Below are 15,177 nucleotides of genomic sequence, written 5' to 3' on the forward strand. Positions count from 1 at the left end.
ACGAATAGATATCATCAATGCTTCATTTTATGCCATTTCCAAGGCAAAACGTTTATGAATAGCGGGCTATTTATCGACGTTTTAACGCAGAAAATGGCTTAAAAGGGAACATTGAGCAAGTGCTGCTTATCCAGAGTTCAGGTTAGTTACATGGCTGACTTAGTTGTAATTGTTATCATTATTGTGAGTTGCAGGTTAACTAGTGAGCATAAGCATGTTTGCGTGCTAAACGTTTTAAATTATTAATAGTCTTCGACGACTGAGAAAAGGCTAGCACAATTTCGCGAGTTAGCTGTAAACCCGTTATCGGCCTAAATACTACGTCGCTTCGCTGCATTATTTCATTGTGAGCTGGCAAAAAAGCACAGCCTAAACCCGCATGTATTAAGCCTAAGGCATAATCTATGGTGGTAATTTTGGCTCTAATGTCAAGACTAATGCCGGCTAGTGCGAGGGTGTCTTGCAAGTTGTTCCAAGCACTACAAGGTGTACGCTGTATAAAAGGGAGCCCATCTAATTGCTTAAGCGAAATAGTGTCATTAAGTGCTAATACATGATCAAAAGGCAACGCTAACAAATAGTCTTCTTGCCACATATTTATGTAAGTTTCGTTTTCATGTAATTCGTCTTTGAGAATAATACGCGCATCAACCACGTCTGTGTGCGGCACAAGGGTTAGTTCAACGAAAGGGTTTTCAGCAGTAAAATCTTTGAGTAATGAACTCATGCGTTCTACTCCTAAACCACGAGTTACACCTAAATTAAAAGGTTGCTTATTAGACTTTTCAGCAAAAACATTTTTTATTGCACCCGCTTGGCCAAGCAGTTTTTTTGCTAGAGGAAAAAGTTTAACGCCATGTTCAGAAGGTGTAACACCACGAGCATGCCGAATAAACAATGGTACATTAAGTTGTTGTTCTAATTGAGCTATCGCAGAAGAGATAGAAGGCTGAGCAATAAAGCAAGCCTTCGCTGCGGCGCTAAAGCTTTTAAGTTCATAAACTGAAATAAAGTAGTTAAGTGATTTTAAATCCATAAATATATCTTAGACTTGAGGTTTAGCTATAGCTTTAAACTATATCAGTTAAAGAAAAATAATGTTTTAACTTTGGCTAGTATTTGCTTATTATTTTTGCACGAAAATTAATCAGTTAATAGGTAGCTTTATGTCTAACGCTTCAAGTGCAAATCGCCCATCGTTTAAATGGCAAGATCCGCTTTTATTAGAGTCTTTACTGTCTGAAGAAGAAAGAATGATCCGTGATAGTGCTCATCAATATTGTCAAGAAAAGCTGATGCCAAGAATTTTAATGGCAAACCGCAATGAAACGTTTGATGTTGAAATTATGCGTGAACTTGGGGCGCTTGGTTTGTTAGGGGCGACCCTACCTGAAAAATATGGCTGCGCAGGCGTAAATTATGTCACATATGGCCTAGTGGCGCGTGAAGTTGAGCGTGTTGATAGCGGTTATAGAAGCGCCATGAGTGTGCAATCTTCATTAGTTATGCATCCTATTTATGCCTATGGTAATGAAGAACAACGAATGAAGTATTTACCTAAACTTGCTAGTGGCGAACACATAGGCTGTTTTGGTTTAACTGAGCCAAATTCAGGCTCAGATCCTGCTAGCATGAGCACTCATGCCACCGTGGTTGAAGGCGGCTATCGCTTAACAGGCAACAAAATGTGGATAACCAATTCTCCGGTGGCCGATATTTTTGTGGTTTGGGCTAAGCTTGAAGGCGTTATTCGTGGTTTTGTTTTAGAAAAAGGCATGACAGGGTTAAGTGCGCCAAAAATTGAAGGTAAGTTTTCATTACGTGCCTCAATTACCGGTGAAATCGTGATGGATAATGTTTTTGTGCCAAATGAAAACTTACTACCCAATGTTAAAGGTTTATCTGGCCCATTTGGCTGTTTGAACAAAGCTCGCTATGGCATTGCTTGGGGCGCTTTAGGGGCGGCAGAGTTCTGCTGGCACGGCGCGCGTCAATACACTCTTGACCGAGAACAATTTGGTCGTCCTTTGGCGGCAACTCAGTTAATTCAGAAAAAACTCGCCGATATGCAAACGGATATTACCACGGGATTATTGGCGTGTTTACAGGTCGGGCGTTTAATGGATGCCAATCAACTAGCGCCAGAAGCAATATCTCTTATCAAGCGTAACTCATGTGGTAAAGCACTAGAAATTGCTCGCACTGCACGTGATATGCATGGCGGTAATGGTATTGCTGACGAGTTTCATATTATTCGCCATATGATGAACCTTGAAGCGGTTAATACTTATGAGGGCACACATGATGTGCATGCATTGATACTCGGTAGAGCACAAACCGGCATCCAAGCATTTTACTAAAACACTGAATAAGGCGTATTTAATACGTCTTTTTTTTGGGTTTTTTTGAGGTTTTTGAGTTGTTATTCAAGGGCCATGTTATTTGAGTTGTAAACCATAATAATAAAAATTCTGTGGAGATATCATGTCTGATCGTAATCAATTGGTGAAAGAAAATTTTATAAATTTTGTTCGCGCAGGAACGTTGCCAACATCAAGCTGCACCCTAACGCCCAGTGATGTTGGTTTGAGCTCAGCTGAAATTATTGACCTATTTGAAACACAAGTGATGAGTCGCCACCTTGATTTACAATCACGCGTAATGCAGAAAAAAGGTCAAAGTTTTTATACTATTGGTAGTTCAGGCCATGAGGGAAATGCTGCATATGCTAAGGCTTTTCGAGCAACGGATATGGCCTTTTTGCATTATCGCAGCGGCGCATTTGTTATTCAGCGTAGCAAGCAAGTACCAGGACAAACTATTTTATATGACATGTTGTTGTCTTTCGCCGCTTCAAAAGATGATCCTATTTCAGGTGGTCGCCATAAAGTATTAGGCAGTAAAGCATTATCTATACCGCCGCAAACCAGTACCATAGCATCTCATTTACCTAAAGCCATTGGCGCAGCTTACAGCATTCCACTAGCTAAACGTTTAGCGCACCAAGGAGAAATCCCTAACGATGGCATAATTATTTGTAATTTTGGTGATGCTTCATCAAATCATTCTACTACGCAAGGGGCAATTAATAGCACGGCTTGGGCAGCGTATCAGTCGATCCCTATGCCTATTGTTTTTATTTGTGAAGACAATGGTATTGGTATTTCTACGGCGACACCTGAAGGTTGGGTTGCGGCTAATTATCAAAATAGAGTGGGTATAACCTATCTCCATTGCGATGGCTTAAATATTTTAGACACTTACTACACAGCAAAAAAAGCTGAACACATTGCACGAGAATTACGAAAACCAGTATTTTTACATGTACGCACCGTGCGCTTATTAGGGCATGCAGGATCTGATGCCGAGTTTGTCTATCGTGATATTAGTGATATTACCGCCACAGAATTTCAAGACCCACTGCTGCATACTGCTCGTATTATGCTTGAAAATAACATCTTAACTGCCGAGCAGATGATTGAAATTTACCAAAATACTGAAAAACGCATTGCCGAGATTGCAGATAATGCCGCCGGTAAAGAAAAACTAACCAGTGCTGATGCGGTTATGGCGAGTATTATACCAACTGTGCATAAGGCATGTAGTTCAATTGAAGTCACAGATAAAGATCGAGCTGAAATTTTCAAACATGAAAAACATAACTTATCTAAAAAACAGCATCTAGCAAAATTGATCAATTGGACATTAATGGACTTAATGGCAGCGTATCCCAATATTGTGATGTGTGGTGAAGATATTGGCAAAAAAGGCGGTGTGTATAACGTAACTGCAAAATTATGTGAGCGCTTTGGTAAAAGTCGCGTAGTGAACACCTTGCTTGATGAACAAACTATTTTAGGAGCGGCGATTGGGTTAGCACATAACGGATTTTTGCCAATCCCTGAAATTCAATTTTTAGCGTATGTGCATAATGCCGAAGATCAGATTCGGGGTGAAGCAGCCACGTTACCTTTTTTCTCTAATGGTCAGTTTACAAACCCTATGGTGGTTCGTATAGCCGGTTTGGCATATCAAAAAGGCTTTGGTGGGCATTTTCATAATGATAACTCGTTTGCGGTTTTTCGTGATATTCCAGGCTTGATCATCGCGTGTCCATCGAATGGCGCTGATGCAGTTGAAATGATGCGCGCCAGTGTCCGTTTAGCGCAAGAGCAACAGCGCATGGTGATATTTTTAGAGCCAATAGCCATGTATATGACAAAAGATTTACATCAAGAAGGCGACGGGCTTTGGACGTTTGAGTATAAGCCACCCGCCTTAGAAAATGGCGAAATAGATTTAGGTGTTAAGGTTGCTGGTACTGGAAATGAGTTATGTATTCTGACTTACGGTAATGGCAATTATTTATCACGCCAAGCCCAAGCTAAGTTAGCTGAGCAGGGCATAGATGCACGGGTTGTTGATTTACGTTGGCTAGCGCCGCTTGATGAAATCGGTATTTTGGCGCAAGTAAATAATTGTAAGCACGTACTTATTGTAGATGAATGTCGACAAACAGGTTCAATTAGCGAAGCGTTAGTAACCTTAATAAATGAACAAACAGTTACATGCCCCAACATAAAACGTGTTACGGCCAGCGATAGTTTTATTCCACTTGGTGCTGCTGCCTACCAAGTGTTGCCATCGGTTGAACAAATTATTACTGCCGCGAAGGAGCTTTGCCAATGAGTTCTCAAGATAAAAATTCTACCGCACCTAAAACTAAGCAAAGAGTCGTGGTAATTTGCCCAGGCCGTGGTACTTATAATAAAGAAGAGTTGGGTTATTTACAGCGATTGCATAGCGATAAAACTGAAATCGTGTCGTTAATTGATGATTTTCGATCAGGTCAAGGTCAAATCAAAGTCGCTGAACTGGATAGTATGGAAAACTACAGCATGGGTATTCATACCGCTGGTGAAAACGCATCTGCGCTTATTTATGCTTGCGCGCTATCTGATTACCAAGCTATTAATAAAGATGAATTTGATATTGTCGCTGTTACGGGCAACTCTATGGGGTGGTATATTGCCTTAGCTGTTGCCGGCGCTTTAAAGCCAAAACAAGCGATTGAACTGATTAATACCATGGGCTCTATGATGACAAAAGGGCTTATTGGCGGGCAAATGATTTATCCCATTATGGATGAAGAATGGAATATTGACCGCAGCTTAGAAATCAAAGTTATGCAGTGGCTAGCGCAGATAAACGAGCACACTGATTGTCAGGTTTATCTGTCGATTAACTTAGGTGGTTATTTAGTTTTTGGTGGCAATAAAGCAGGGCTGAAAGCATTAGAAGAGTTATTACCTAAAGTTCAAGACCGCTATCCATTGCGCTTATTTAATCATGCTGCATTTCATACCCCTTTACTTAAAAATGTGTCGGAGCAAGCAATGAACTTAATGTCAGCAGACATGTTTAGTGCGCCAAGTATTCCGCTAATTGATGGCTTAGGGCAAGTGTGGCAGCCCTATAGTTGTGATATTGAACACTTATATAATTACACCCTGAACACTCAAGTTGTAGAGCCTTATAACTTTTCTAAAGCAATAGAAGTGGCTATTAAAGAGTTTGCCCCTGATAAGTTGATTATTCTGGGACCGGGTGCTACGTTGGGAGGTGCAGTGGCGCAGAGCCTTATTAGCCATAAATGGCTTAATTTGACCAACAAAGCTGACTTTATTGCACAACAAAAAAATGCACCCTTTATTCTTTCGATGGGGCTACTTGATCAGCGCGAAAAATGTTGTTGAATAACAAGATAAAAAACTAATTAACATTTGAAGATAAAATAAAATAGCTGAAATTTTTTTTATTTTATACAATGGACCTCAGAAATTTTCGTATTGAGTTAAATAATGACCACAAGCCGTAAAAAAAATGAAGCAGAATTAATACTTGCGTTTAAGGCATTACTAAAAGAACAATGCTATGGCTCACAAAGTCAACTTGCTGATGCGCTAGATATTCAAGGCTTTAAAAATATGTCGCAAGCGAAAATTTCACGCTTGTTATCAAAGCTTGGCGCTGTAAAAATGCGTAATGCCAGCGACCAAGTTGTATATATCTTGCCTGATGAATTAGCCGTGCCGAAATCGAAGCAAGCCATTCAATCGGTAGTGATCAGTGTTAAACACAATAATATGCAAATTATACTAAAAACAGGTATAGGTGGCGCACCATTAATTTCAAGAATGTTAGACAGCCTAGGTGAGTCGACTGGAATTTTAGGTACTCTAGCTGGCGATGACACTATATTTATTGCACCAACCGATGTTAATCGTATTGATGAAATAACGAAGGAAATTAGTTTGTTATTAGGTGTATCTTCTTCATCATCTTAATTATGTGCATGTTTAAACTTATAACGCTGTGTAGTTATCATTATTAACCTAGCGTTAGGTTTTATGTAGCTTATCTATTCTTATACCAGCAATACAAGCGTCGATTATGACGCTTTATTTATTTCTAGCGTGTCAAAAACAAAGCGAGTTCGGCTATAAAAAGGCTGTTCTGGCATAAGTATTGTATTTTTAATATCGGCAGCGGTTTTCATATTCGCCAGCCTTTGTGGTTCAAAACAAAATGCCGAGTGTTGCTGATAAACACACTCTTGCTTGCCAGTTTGACTGCCATCAATGTAATTAGCTGTGTACAAAATCAAACAGGGTTGATCGCTATACATGGTTAATCGTCGACCTGACTTTGGCTCAAATGCTCTAGCTGCAAAAGTTTCACCATTTATAGCACTGCTATTAATCAACCAATAGTTATCGTAACCTTTGGCAATTTCAATTTGTTGCTCTGAGGAGTTTATAGCTTTGCCTAAAGCGCTTAATCGACTGAAATCGTGTGCGCTGTTTTCTACTCTTCTGACTTCACCCGTAGGATAAATACGTTCATTCATCGGTAAAAAATATTCAGCATTGAGTTGAACTTGGTGTTGGTAAATATTACCAGCACTATGCCCTGCAAGATTAAAATAGCTATGTTGAGTTAAATTAACAACGGTGGTTTTATCGGTACGGGCAAAATATTCTACTGTTAATTCATTTTGGTTGTTCAGGCTGTATATAACCTTAAAATCAACTGTGCCAGGGAAACCATTATCACCATCAGGACTGGTGTGATGTAATATTAAACTAACACTTTCAGCATTGCTTTTAGTTGTTGCTAGCCAAAGTTGCTTGTTTAATGCTTGAAAGCCGCCATGAAGCTGGTTGTCGAGATTATTCAAATCGAGCTGGTAAGTTTTATGGTGAATAGTTAATAAGCCTTGATCAATTCGCCCTGCATATCGACCGATAATCGCACCTAAATAATACGGGTCGTCTTCATAAGACTCGATGTTGTTATAGCCAAGTACTATATCTGCGCTATCACCCAGTTTATCTAAAGTTTCAAGCGCCACAATAATGCCACCATAATTACTAATTTTTACTGTAACGCTATGGCTATTTTTTAGTGTGAAAAGTTGTGCACTCTCGCCATTTTTTAAATGGCCAAAGTTGGCTTGGGTAATAGTAGGGCTGTGAGTCAGGTGTTCTGTCGGCATAGATTTAAAAGCCCGTGAAAAATATTAAACGTATAGTAGCAAGTTGCTTGAGGCATTACACCGAGAGTTGTACTTGGAAACTGATTTAAGGAAACTGATTTAAGGAAACTGATTTAAGGAAACTGATTTAAGGTATTGAGCTAAGGTATTGAGTTAAAGCATTGGGTTTGTTCAATTTAATTAACAAGAGCTTATTTAAAAATTAGGGTTTACAGTTAGTACATCGACTAACTGTAAACTTAAAGAAGAGTTGTTTAGTGGCTACGATTAGCCGCAATATGTGCTAGCGAAATTAATGCTTGTTTATATGCTGACTCAGGTAACATCGCAATTGCATTTATAGCTTTGTCGGCTTCTTGTTCAGCTTTTTGCTGAGTATAAACTAAAGCACCTGTTTGGGTCATTGCAGCGAGAATATCATCGAGGTTATCCATGCCATTGCCATGTTCTATAGCATCACGAATCATAGCGCTTTGTTGTTCATTGCCGTTTTGCATGGCATACAACAAGGGTAACGTTGGCTTACCTTCAGCTAAATCGTCACCCACATTTTTCCCCATTTCTTGAGCATCTGCGGTGTAATCCATAATGTCGTCAACTAACTGAAAAGCGGTACCTAAATGTTTACCGTAATTCAGCATGGCAAGCTCTGTTGCTTCGTCTTGTTTGGCTATTACAGCAGCAAGGCGGGTCGCTGCCTCAAACAATTTTGCAGTTTTACAGTAGATAACTTTCATGTAGCTATCTTCTGTGGTGTCGGGATCATTACAATTCATCAACTGGAGCACTTCACCTTCTGCAATAATATTGGTTGCATCAGACAAAATGTCCATAATTCTTAAATTGCGTAACTGGCTCATCATTTGAAATGAACGAGAATATAAAAAATCGCCTACTAATACGCTAGCGCTATTGCCAAACATAGCATTGGCAGTCTCACGTCCACGGCGCATATTTGATTCGTCTACAACATCGTCATGTAAAAGTGTTGAGGTATGAATAAACTCAACGATCGCTGCAAGCTGCAAGTGTTCTTCACCTTGATAACCAATGGCTCTGGCCGCTAATACAGTTAGTAGCGGTCGCATACGTTTACCACCACCATTAACGATATAAACACCTAATTGATTTATTAGCGCAACGTCGGAATGAAGCTTCGAAAAAATAAGATCGTTAACCGCGGTCATGTCTTGCTGAGCTAAAGCTTGGATGTTTTTTATATTCATAGAGCGTAACAAGTTACCTTAAATGTTCTTTGATGATAGAATACCGATAATTTCCGAGGTAATTTTACACGAAATTCATGGTGATAGAAGTTTTGTCAGCAAGAAGTTTTTAGTTATTTAAAAATAATAATAAATCATTGCTTTTATACTTGCCCTAACCAATTTCTTCGCGTAGAATTCGCGCCCTATAATTTTAAATTTAAGCGTCGTCCCTAGATGATGACGCAGTACGGAGTAGCTATGTACGCGGTATTCCAAAGCGGTGGTAAACAGCATCGTGTAACTGAAGGCCAAACAGTTCGTTTAGAGAAAATTGAACTTGAAATTGGTGCTGCAGTAGAATTCGAAAACGTTTTAATGATCGCCGATGGCGAGAGCATCAATGTAGGCGCGCCTTACATTGCTGGTGGTAAAGTTGTGGCTGAGGTTGTAAACCAAGGTCGCGCTGACAAAGTTAAAATTGTTAAATTTAAACGTCGTAAGCATTCACGTAAAGAAGCGGGCCATCGTCAATGGTTCACTGAAGTGAAAATTACTGGCATTAACGGCTAATTAGGAGCGATTTACAATGGCACATAAGAAAGCTGCAGGTAGTACACGTAACGGTCGTGATTCAGAAGCGAAACGCCTAGGTGTTAAACGTTTTGGTGGCGAAGCTGTTTTAGCAGGTAACATCATTGTTCGTCAACGTGGAACTCGTTTCCACGCTGGTAGCAACATGGGTATCGGTAAAGACCACACTCTATTTGCTTTATCAGATGGTAAAGTACAATTTGAAGTTAAAGGTCCTAAAAACCGCAAGTTTGTAAGCATTATTGCTGAGTAGTAATACGCAAACTTATAAAACCCTGCTGTTACGCAGGGTTTTTTTTTGCAGGTAATTTATAGTTATTCGTTACAAATTGTATAAAAAATGACAATGTTCAAAACTAATTTGAATAAATCATTTATAATGTGTAGCAGAAAATAAAATTTTGGAGTGTTTTAAAACACCATGAAATTCGTAGATGAAGTAGAAATTCGCGTAGAAGCCGGCGACGGTGGTAATGGAATAGTTAGTTTTCGTAAAGAAAAGTACATTGAATTCGGTGGCCCAAACGGCGGTGACGGCGGTGATGGCGGCGATGTATATTTAATTGCTGATGAAAGCTGGAATACATTAATCGATTACCGTTTTGAAAAATTTCATCGCGCGAAACGTGGTGAAAACGGCCGTAGCCGCGATTGTACCGGTAAAGGCTCTGAAGATTTATACCTAAAAGTACCTATTGGTACTCGTGCTGTTGATATTGATACAGGCGAGCAAATCGGTGATTTAACTCAACATGAGCAAAAGTTACTGGTCGCTAAAGGTGGTTGGCATGGTTTAGGCAATAGTCGCTTTAAAAGTAGTACTAACCGTGCACCTCGCCAAAAAACTGATGGTACCCCTGGTGAAATTCGAAACTTAAAGCTTGAATTATTACTATTAGCTGATGTTGGCTTACTTGGTTTGCCAAACGCAGGTAAATCAACCTTAATTCGCAGTGTATCTGCCGCTAAACCGAAAGTAGCTGATTACCCGTTTACTACCTTAGTACCTAATTTAGGTGTAGTACGTTTAGACGCTCAACGTAGTTTTGTTATTGCTGATATTCCTGGTTTGATCGAAGGTGCAGCGGACGGCGCGGGGTTAGGAACTCAGTTTCTAAAACACTTAGAACGTTGTCGTATTTTATTACACGTAGTTGACGTTTTACCTGTTGACGGCTCTGATCCATTAGAAAATGCAAAAACTATTGCGGGTGAATTAGAAATGCACTCTGCAGAGCTAGCGGGCAAACCACGTTGGTTAGTTTTCAACAAGTTAGATTTATTACTTGAAGAAGAAGCTAAAGAAATTACCGACCGCATTATAGATGGCTTAGGCTGGGAAGGTGAGGTACGTAGTATTTCAGCATTTAATCGAACAGGCACTGAAGATCTTTGTCAGGGCGTTATGACTTTCATTGAATCATTACCGCCAGAAGTTGAAGAAGCACCTATTGATGGTAAAACCGTTGAATTTAAATGGGATACTTATCATGAAGATACAATGGCAGATTTGTCAGATGATCTTGATGATGAAGATTGGGACGAAGATGAATACGATGTAGAAGTTGAATATCGTAAGTAAGTTATTTAATTAGCCTGAATAGACTCCATTAATAGTATATTCAGGCGCTGCGGTTATAGGCGATAAATTCATTAATTAATTGCTGTAAAGTCAACTTAAGGCTTATCTTCGCTAAACTTTTATTCGTTAAATATTCGATGTTATATTTCAGATAGATAAAATTATAAGACAGCTATGTCAGAGAGTTATTATCTATCTGAAAATTTAATGTTTATTATTTTCCAGCTGGTACCAAACGATAAATAGCGCCTTGGCGTGAACTTCGACTTCCACTATTTAATAACAAATAAATACTGCCATCTGCGGCAACTTTTAGATCTCGGATCCTTCCTTGTCCTTTGATGATCAACTCATCTTTCATTACTTCATCATCAACAATCGTTAATAAGCGTAATTCTTCTTTAGCTAAGCTGCCTATTAGGGCTTTATTTTGCCAAGTGCTAAATGCATTAGCGTGATAAAACTCTATAGAAGAAACGGCAATAGACGGTGTCCAATGCCATATAGGCTGCACCATACCAATCATAGATGTTTTATCTGTCATTGGCGTACCGTTATAGTTCATACCAAAAGTTGCTAAAGGCCAACCATAGTTATTGGCTTTTGTGATTAAGTTAAGCTCGTCACCACCGCGCGGTCCATGCTCCACAGACCAAATTTTATTGCTTTTAGTATTTAATGTCATACCTTGAGGATTACGATTACCGTAAGTCCAAATACTTGCTAGTGCTTTTGGCGTATCTACAAATGGATTGTCGCTCGGTATATTGCCATCTAAGGTAAGTCGATGAATTTTACCGTTTGGGCGCGATAAGTCTTGCGCCATTTCTTTATTGCCTCTATCGCCTATAGAGAAGTATAAATCGTTATTTTGAAATACCATGCGATCACCAAAATGAGCACCTGAAGATAAATGGTGTTTAGTGTCTGCTTTAAATATTTGTTTGTCTGTTACCCAACGACCTTCTTCAATGCGTCCTCGAGTAATAGCGGTCATCGCTTTATTGCCATCGTCTGATTGTGCATAACTTAAATAAATTAGTTTATTGTTTATATAATCAGGGTGTAGTGCAATATCAAGTAACCCGCCTTGTCCACGATGCCAAACTGCCGGAATATCAGCAACTTCAGTCTTTATACCTTGATTAAAGTACCAAAGCTTGCCGCTAACTTCGGTAACTAAATATGAATTGTCAGGTAAAAATTCTATACCCCAATACCCAGCATTATTCTCATCAAGTTTTTCTAACCTAAATTGTTCACCGGCAGCGCTGAATTGCCCATTTTTATGCACCACGGCTTTGTTCATTTGCTCAAGTTCTGACTGATACTTGGTTTCACGAATATAAATAACTAATGATCTTATCTCTTGAGCACTAAGACTGTTCCCCCAAGCCATCATATCAGTGTTAGCAACACCATTTTTAATCACGTTAAATATTTGCTCATCAGACTCACCATGGAGCCATTTATTATCGACTAAAGACTCACCCAGGCCGCCTTGCATTTTATTGCCGTGACAACTCGCACAATTAATTTTGTATAATGAATCTACTGAAGCTGATGCGCTATAACTAAATAATAAATATAGAAAAAACAAACTGAAAAATGTTTTTAATAACTTGGGGTTATTCTGATGCGATAAGCTGTATTGCATAATTGAAGCCTCTTTGGCAATTGCACTAAGTATATTCTTAAGCATAAATAATAGTGTCGATTATTAGTATTTTCATATAATAGCAGAGAAGTAATTTACAAAGAATGACAGTGGATAATATTTGAGAACACCAATAGTCAATTGTGATTAAAGTAAATGATCATTTGGACACTTTGCTGGCTTTGTTTAAACCTGTTATTACCTTCTGTGGAGTTATAAAAAATATTAAAGGCAATTTAAGCCAAAACTTAAGATATGTTTATGGGGTTGGTTTAAGTTCAAAGTAGGCACTAGTAATTTTATAACTAATGACTACTGTGAACATTAGCTATATTTCAACGAACCTAACCTTGCAGACAGGCTTTTTATGGTTACAGAGAGACTGCTTTCATGTCAGAACGCAAAATATTACTAGTTGTCGAACTCAGGGCATGTTGTTATAAACTGTTTTAACCGCATACCCTTGATACTTCACTACAAACTCTTTCGCTTGAGCTAAAGTTTCAGGATATGGAACGCTATCATAGCTATTTTTAACGGGCCTAATTTTTTGAAATACAAAACCATGCTCGATAAGATACTCTACTTTTTCCCATTGTGAAGTATCTGATTTTTTAGGTGGCTTGAAATGACGACCAACACATATCGCAATACCATCACAAATAGGACAATCTATAGATTTGGGGTAATGGCATGGCTCAAGATTATATTGACGCATATTCGAAGTTCGGCAAGAACAACAAACATAGGATAAGGAATATTCAGGCCCTTTTTCTTTGACTTGAGGTTTAGGCAGGTCTCTATAACCTGCTTCTCTTCTGAGTTCCATTTTCTGATGCTTATCCATGTCAGATTACGCCTTATTTAGGATGAGTGTCCAGTTAAGTTCTCGGTTATTTTATACAGTTATTATGGGTGGCTTAATAAATTCTTAGCGTCCCAGCGAGCAGCGCGAGCGCCTTTAGTGTTTTGTTAGTTGCCACTGTCAAATCATCTATAGAATGAGAAATAATAAAACACGCACAGCATCAAAAGCAAAGATGGTATTAGGAAAAATATTCTGAGTAGTCTATTTACTCTCGGCTTTGGCCATACGAAATAGTAAATTAGTGGAGGAATGAAGATAGGACTTACAAAGATCGCAGGAATTAAAAAATATCCTCCCTCATAAGCAAAAAATCCTCCAAAGTGAAGCCAATAAATACCGAAAGTTCCTAATGTGCTAACTAGCGTTGTTAAGGCTAAAACAACGATAAGTACAAGAGGCTTGTGCTCAACACTTTGTCTAACTTCTTTGATGTTCGAACCTTCCATTGGCAACTAACGCCCTGTTAACAGACAATAATATAGTTGGCTAAAATAAGTGAACGGAGTGAACAAAAAGCCAACTGTATTTTGTCCTTGTTTAACAGCTTATGTAACAATTACACCTTACTCTTTACATAATTAATTTGATTTAACGAACCATCAGGCAATACTTCGTTGATATCAAATTCACATGTAAAGTCTGCAAAAGTAGCATCCTTAGGGGTCCAATTAACAACCTCAATTTTGTATTTTTTGCTTGAATCAAGCTTTAATGGAAGATACCCATAGCAGTTGGTTGTTATATACCCTGATGCACTGGTGTTATCGTAATACAATGGAAATAATTTATTTGCTGGGATTTTAACAGTAACAGAATTAGTTGGTTCTTCGAACATACCATTTGATTCTAGTTTCGCTATTTCGTTAATCGTGGTTTTTTCACCTTTTTCGTTTGGATCGATATACCCTAATATAATTGTTCCATTATTTCTAAACCCATGTACCCAAAATTCAACATCTGCGGTCTCTTGATTGGTGGGTAATTGATATTTTGCATATTGGATGTTTGAACTTGCACAACCAGTAAGTACAACAGATAAAAATAACAATCTTAGATAATTCAACGATACTCTCCTTGTTACATAACGGGGCTGTAGAATTTCTATTTTAGAAAAAGCAGCCTCAAAATTTATTAAAAATTAAGCCTCAAATTGCGTTGCTACGTGCATTCTGAGGCAATACTCCACTAAAAAGTGAACTTTAAAGGCTGTACTAAAACAAAAATCATACGCCATTTTTCAGTTTGGAGAAATTCTACAGCCTCAATGAGCCTGTAGAATTACTCGTTTTTTATATAATTTTTAATCAAAATACTCTAACTGGATTATTTTCTTTTAACAATCAAAAACGTTTACGTTTTTGGACGATTTTTATTTTTGCATCGTTAAAGGTTTATTAAGGGTGATGATTAAGTGGTTTATGTCGTTTTGAGGCTGGTTTTTCGTGTGATGTTGGGCTTTTAGGCTCTAATGCAGATTGTTTCTTAACTTTTCAATATTATGAACAAGACAATACATTTTCCATTGGGTATTCACTTTATCTTGTCCACGCAAAGTGAATTTATTCATGCCTTTATTGACCGTGATATTATCATTATTAAGCCACGCATAATAACTTGTTCATATTTTTCTGAGTAAACTACACTTAGTTCACAATTTTAAATGTGGTGATTATTATGCCTAAATCTCGCTCTCAACAAATCAGTTTAACCGAC

Annotated in this window: 13 protein-coding genes and 1 pseudogene; 7 read left to right on the forward strand and 7 right to left on the reverse strand. The window is 38.4% G+C overall.

The genetic code is table 11. The features are described 5' to 3' along the window. Window positions 1-199: 199 nt before the first annotated feature. Window positions 200-1,036 carry a LysR family transcriptional regulator gene (locus AC27H3_RS17665; protein ID WP_487108042.1) on the reverse strand — a complete coding sequence of 279 codons (837 nt, stop codon included), beginning with the start codon at window positions 1,034-1,036 and terminating at the stop codon, window positions 200-202. Between the two features lie 130 nt (window positions 1,037-1,166). On the opposite strand from AC27H3_RS17665, the gene AC27H3_RS17670 reads away from it, so the two are divergent. The 4 genes from AC27H3_RS17670 (at window position 1,167) to argR (ending at window position 6,347) form a co-directional block, all read left to right on the forward strand. Further along, a complete protein-coding gene (locus tag AC27H3_RS17670; RefSeq protein ID WP_487108043.1) occupies window positions 1,167-2,360 on the forward strand; it encodes an acyl-CoA dehydrogenase in 1,194 nt (397 codons plus the stop codon). Window positions 2,361-2,484: 124 nt separating this feature from the next. Beyond that, a complete protein-coding gene (locus AC27H3_RS17675; RefSeq protein ID WP_487108044.1) occupies window positions 2,485-4,689 on the forward strand; it encodes a dehydrogenase E1 component subunit alpha/beta in 2,205 nt (734 codons plus the stop codon). Beyond that, window positions 4,686-5,756 carry an ACP S-malonyltransferase gene (locus AC27H3_RS17680; protein ID WP_487108045.1) on the forward strand — a complete coding sequence of 357 codons (1,071 nt, stop codon included), beginning with the start codon at window positions 4,686-4,688 and terminating at the stop codon, window positions 5,754-5,756. Before AC27H3_RS17675 ends, AC27H3_RS17680 begins: the two co-directional genes overlap by 4 nt. Window positions 5,757-5,861: 105 nt before the next feature. Then, window positions 5,862-6,347: a transcriptional regulator ArgR gene (gene argR, locus AC27H3_RS17685; RefSeq protein WP_487108046.1), complete on the forward strand. Its 486-nt coding sequence runs from the start codon at window positions 5,862-5,864 to the stop codon at window positions 6,345-6,347. A gap of 104 nt (window positions 6,348-6,451) precedes the next feature. Here argR and AC27H3_RS17690 read toward each other — a convergent pair whose 3' ends face one another. Together AC27H3_RS17690 and ispB are read right to left on the reverse strand one after the other, a co-directional pair. After that, the gene (locus tag AC27H3_RS17690) at window positions 6,452-7,558 is read right to left on the reverse strand and encodes an aldose epimerase family protein (RefSeq protein ID WP_487108047.1); all 1,107 of its coding nucleotides are present in this window, start codon (window positions 7,556-7,558) and stop codon (window positions 6,452-6,454) included. Between the two features lie 254 nt (window positions 7,559-7,812). Then, the gene (ispB, locus tag AC27H3_RS17695; RefSeq protein ID WP_487108048.1) at window positions 7,813-8,784 is read right to left on the reverse strand and encodes an octaprenyl diphosphate synthase; all 972 of its coding nucleotides are present in this window, start codon (window positions 8,782-8,784) and stop codon (window positions 7,813-7,815) included. A 240-nt stretch (window positions 8,785-9,024) separates the two neighbouring features. Here ispB and rplU point away from each other — a divergent pair, with 240 nt between their 5' ends. The 3 genes from rplU to cgtA all read left to right on the forward strand — a co-directional run bounded on the left by rplU (window position 9,025) and on the right by cgtA (window position 10,939). Continuing rightward, window positions 9,025-9,336 carry a 50S ribosomal protein L21 gene (gene rplU, locus AC27H3_RS17700; protein WP_077285540.1) on the forward strand — a complete coding sequence of 104 codons (312 nt, stop codon included), beginning with the start codon at window positions 9,025-9,027 and terminating at the stop codon, window positions 9,334-9,336. 16 nt (window positions 9,337-9,352) lie between these two features. Beyond that, on the forward strand, window positions 9,353-9,610 hold the full coding sequence (gene rpmA, locus AC27H3_RS17705) for a 50S ribosomal protein L27 (protein WP_081151723.1): 258 nt from the start codon (window positions 9,353-9,355) through the stop codon (window positions 9,608-9,610). Window positions 9,611-9,778: 168 nt separating this feature from the next. Then, complete coding sequence (gene cgtA, locus AC27H3_RS17710; RefSeq protein ID WP_487108049.1) at window positions 9,779-10,939, forward strand: Obg family GTPase CgtA; 1,161 nt, start codon at window positions 9,779-9,781, stop codon at window positions 10,937-10,939. Window positions 10,940-11,153: 214 nt separating this feature from the next. On the opposite strand, the gene AC27H3_RS17715 is transcribed toward cgtA, so the two are convergent. The 4 genes and pseudogenes from AC27H3_RS17715 to AC27H3_RS17730 form a co-directional block, all read right to left on the reverse strand. Next, window positions 11,154-12,596 carry a PQQ-dependent sugar dehydrogenase gene (locus AC27H3_RS17715; protein WP_487108050.1) on the reverse strand — a complete coding sequence of 481 codons (1,443 nt, stop codon included), beginning with the start codon at window positions 12,594-12,596 and terminating at the stop codon, window positions 11,154-11,156. A gap of 424 nt (window positions 12,597-13,020) precedes the next feature. After that, window positions 13,021-13,425, reverse strand: a complete 405-nt coding sequence (locus AC27H3_RS17720) for a hypothetical protein (protein ID WP_487108051.1) — start codon at window positions 13,423-13,425, stop codon at window positions 13,021-13,023. A gap of 595 nt (window positions 13,426-14,020) precedes the next feature. Further along, a complete protein-coding gene (locus AC27H3_RS17725; RefSeq protein ID WP_487108052.1) occupies window positions 14,021-14,527 on the reverse strand; it encodes a hypothetical protein in 507 nt (168 codons plus the stop codon). A gap of 402 nt (window positions 14,528-14,929) precedes the next feature. Continuing rightward, window positions 14,930-15,052: pseudogene (locus AC27H3_RS17730) on the reverse strand (transposase); the annotation flags it as partial. Window positions 15,053-15,177 lie beyond the last annotated feature (125 nt).

This window comes from Colwellia sp. NW0002-52-1 (genome assembly GCF_057550865.1).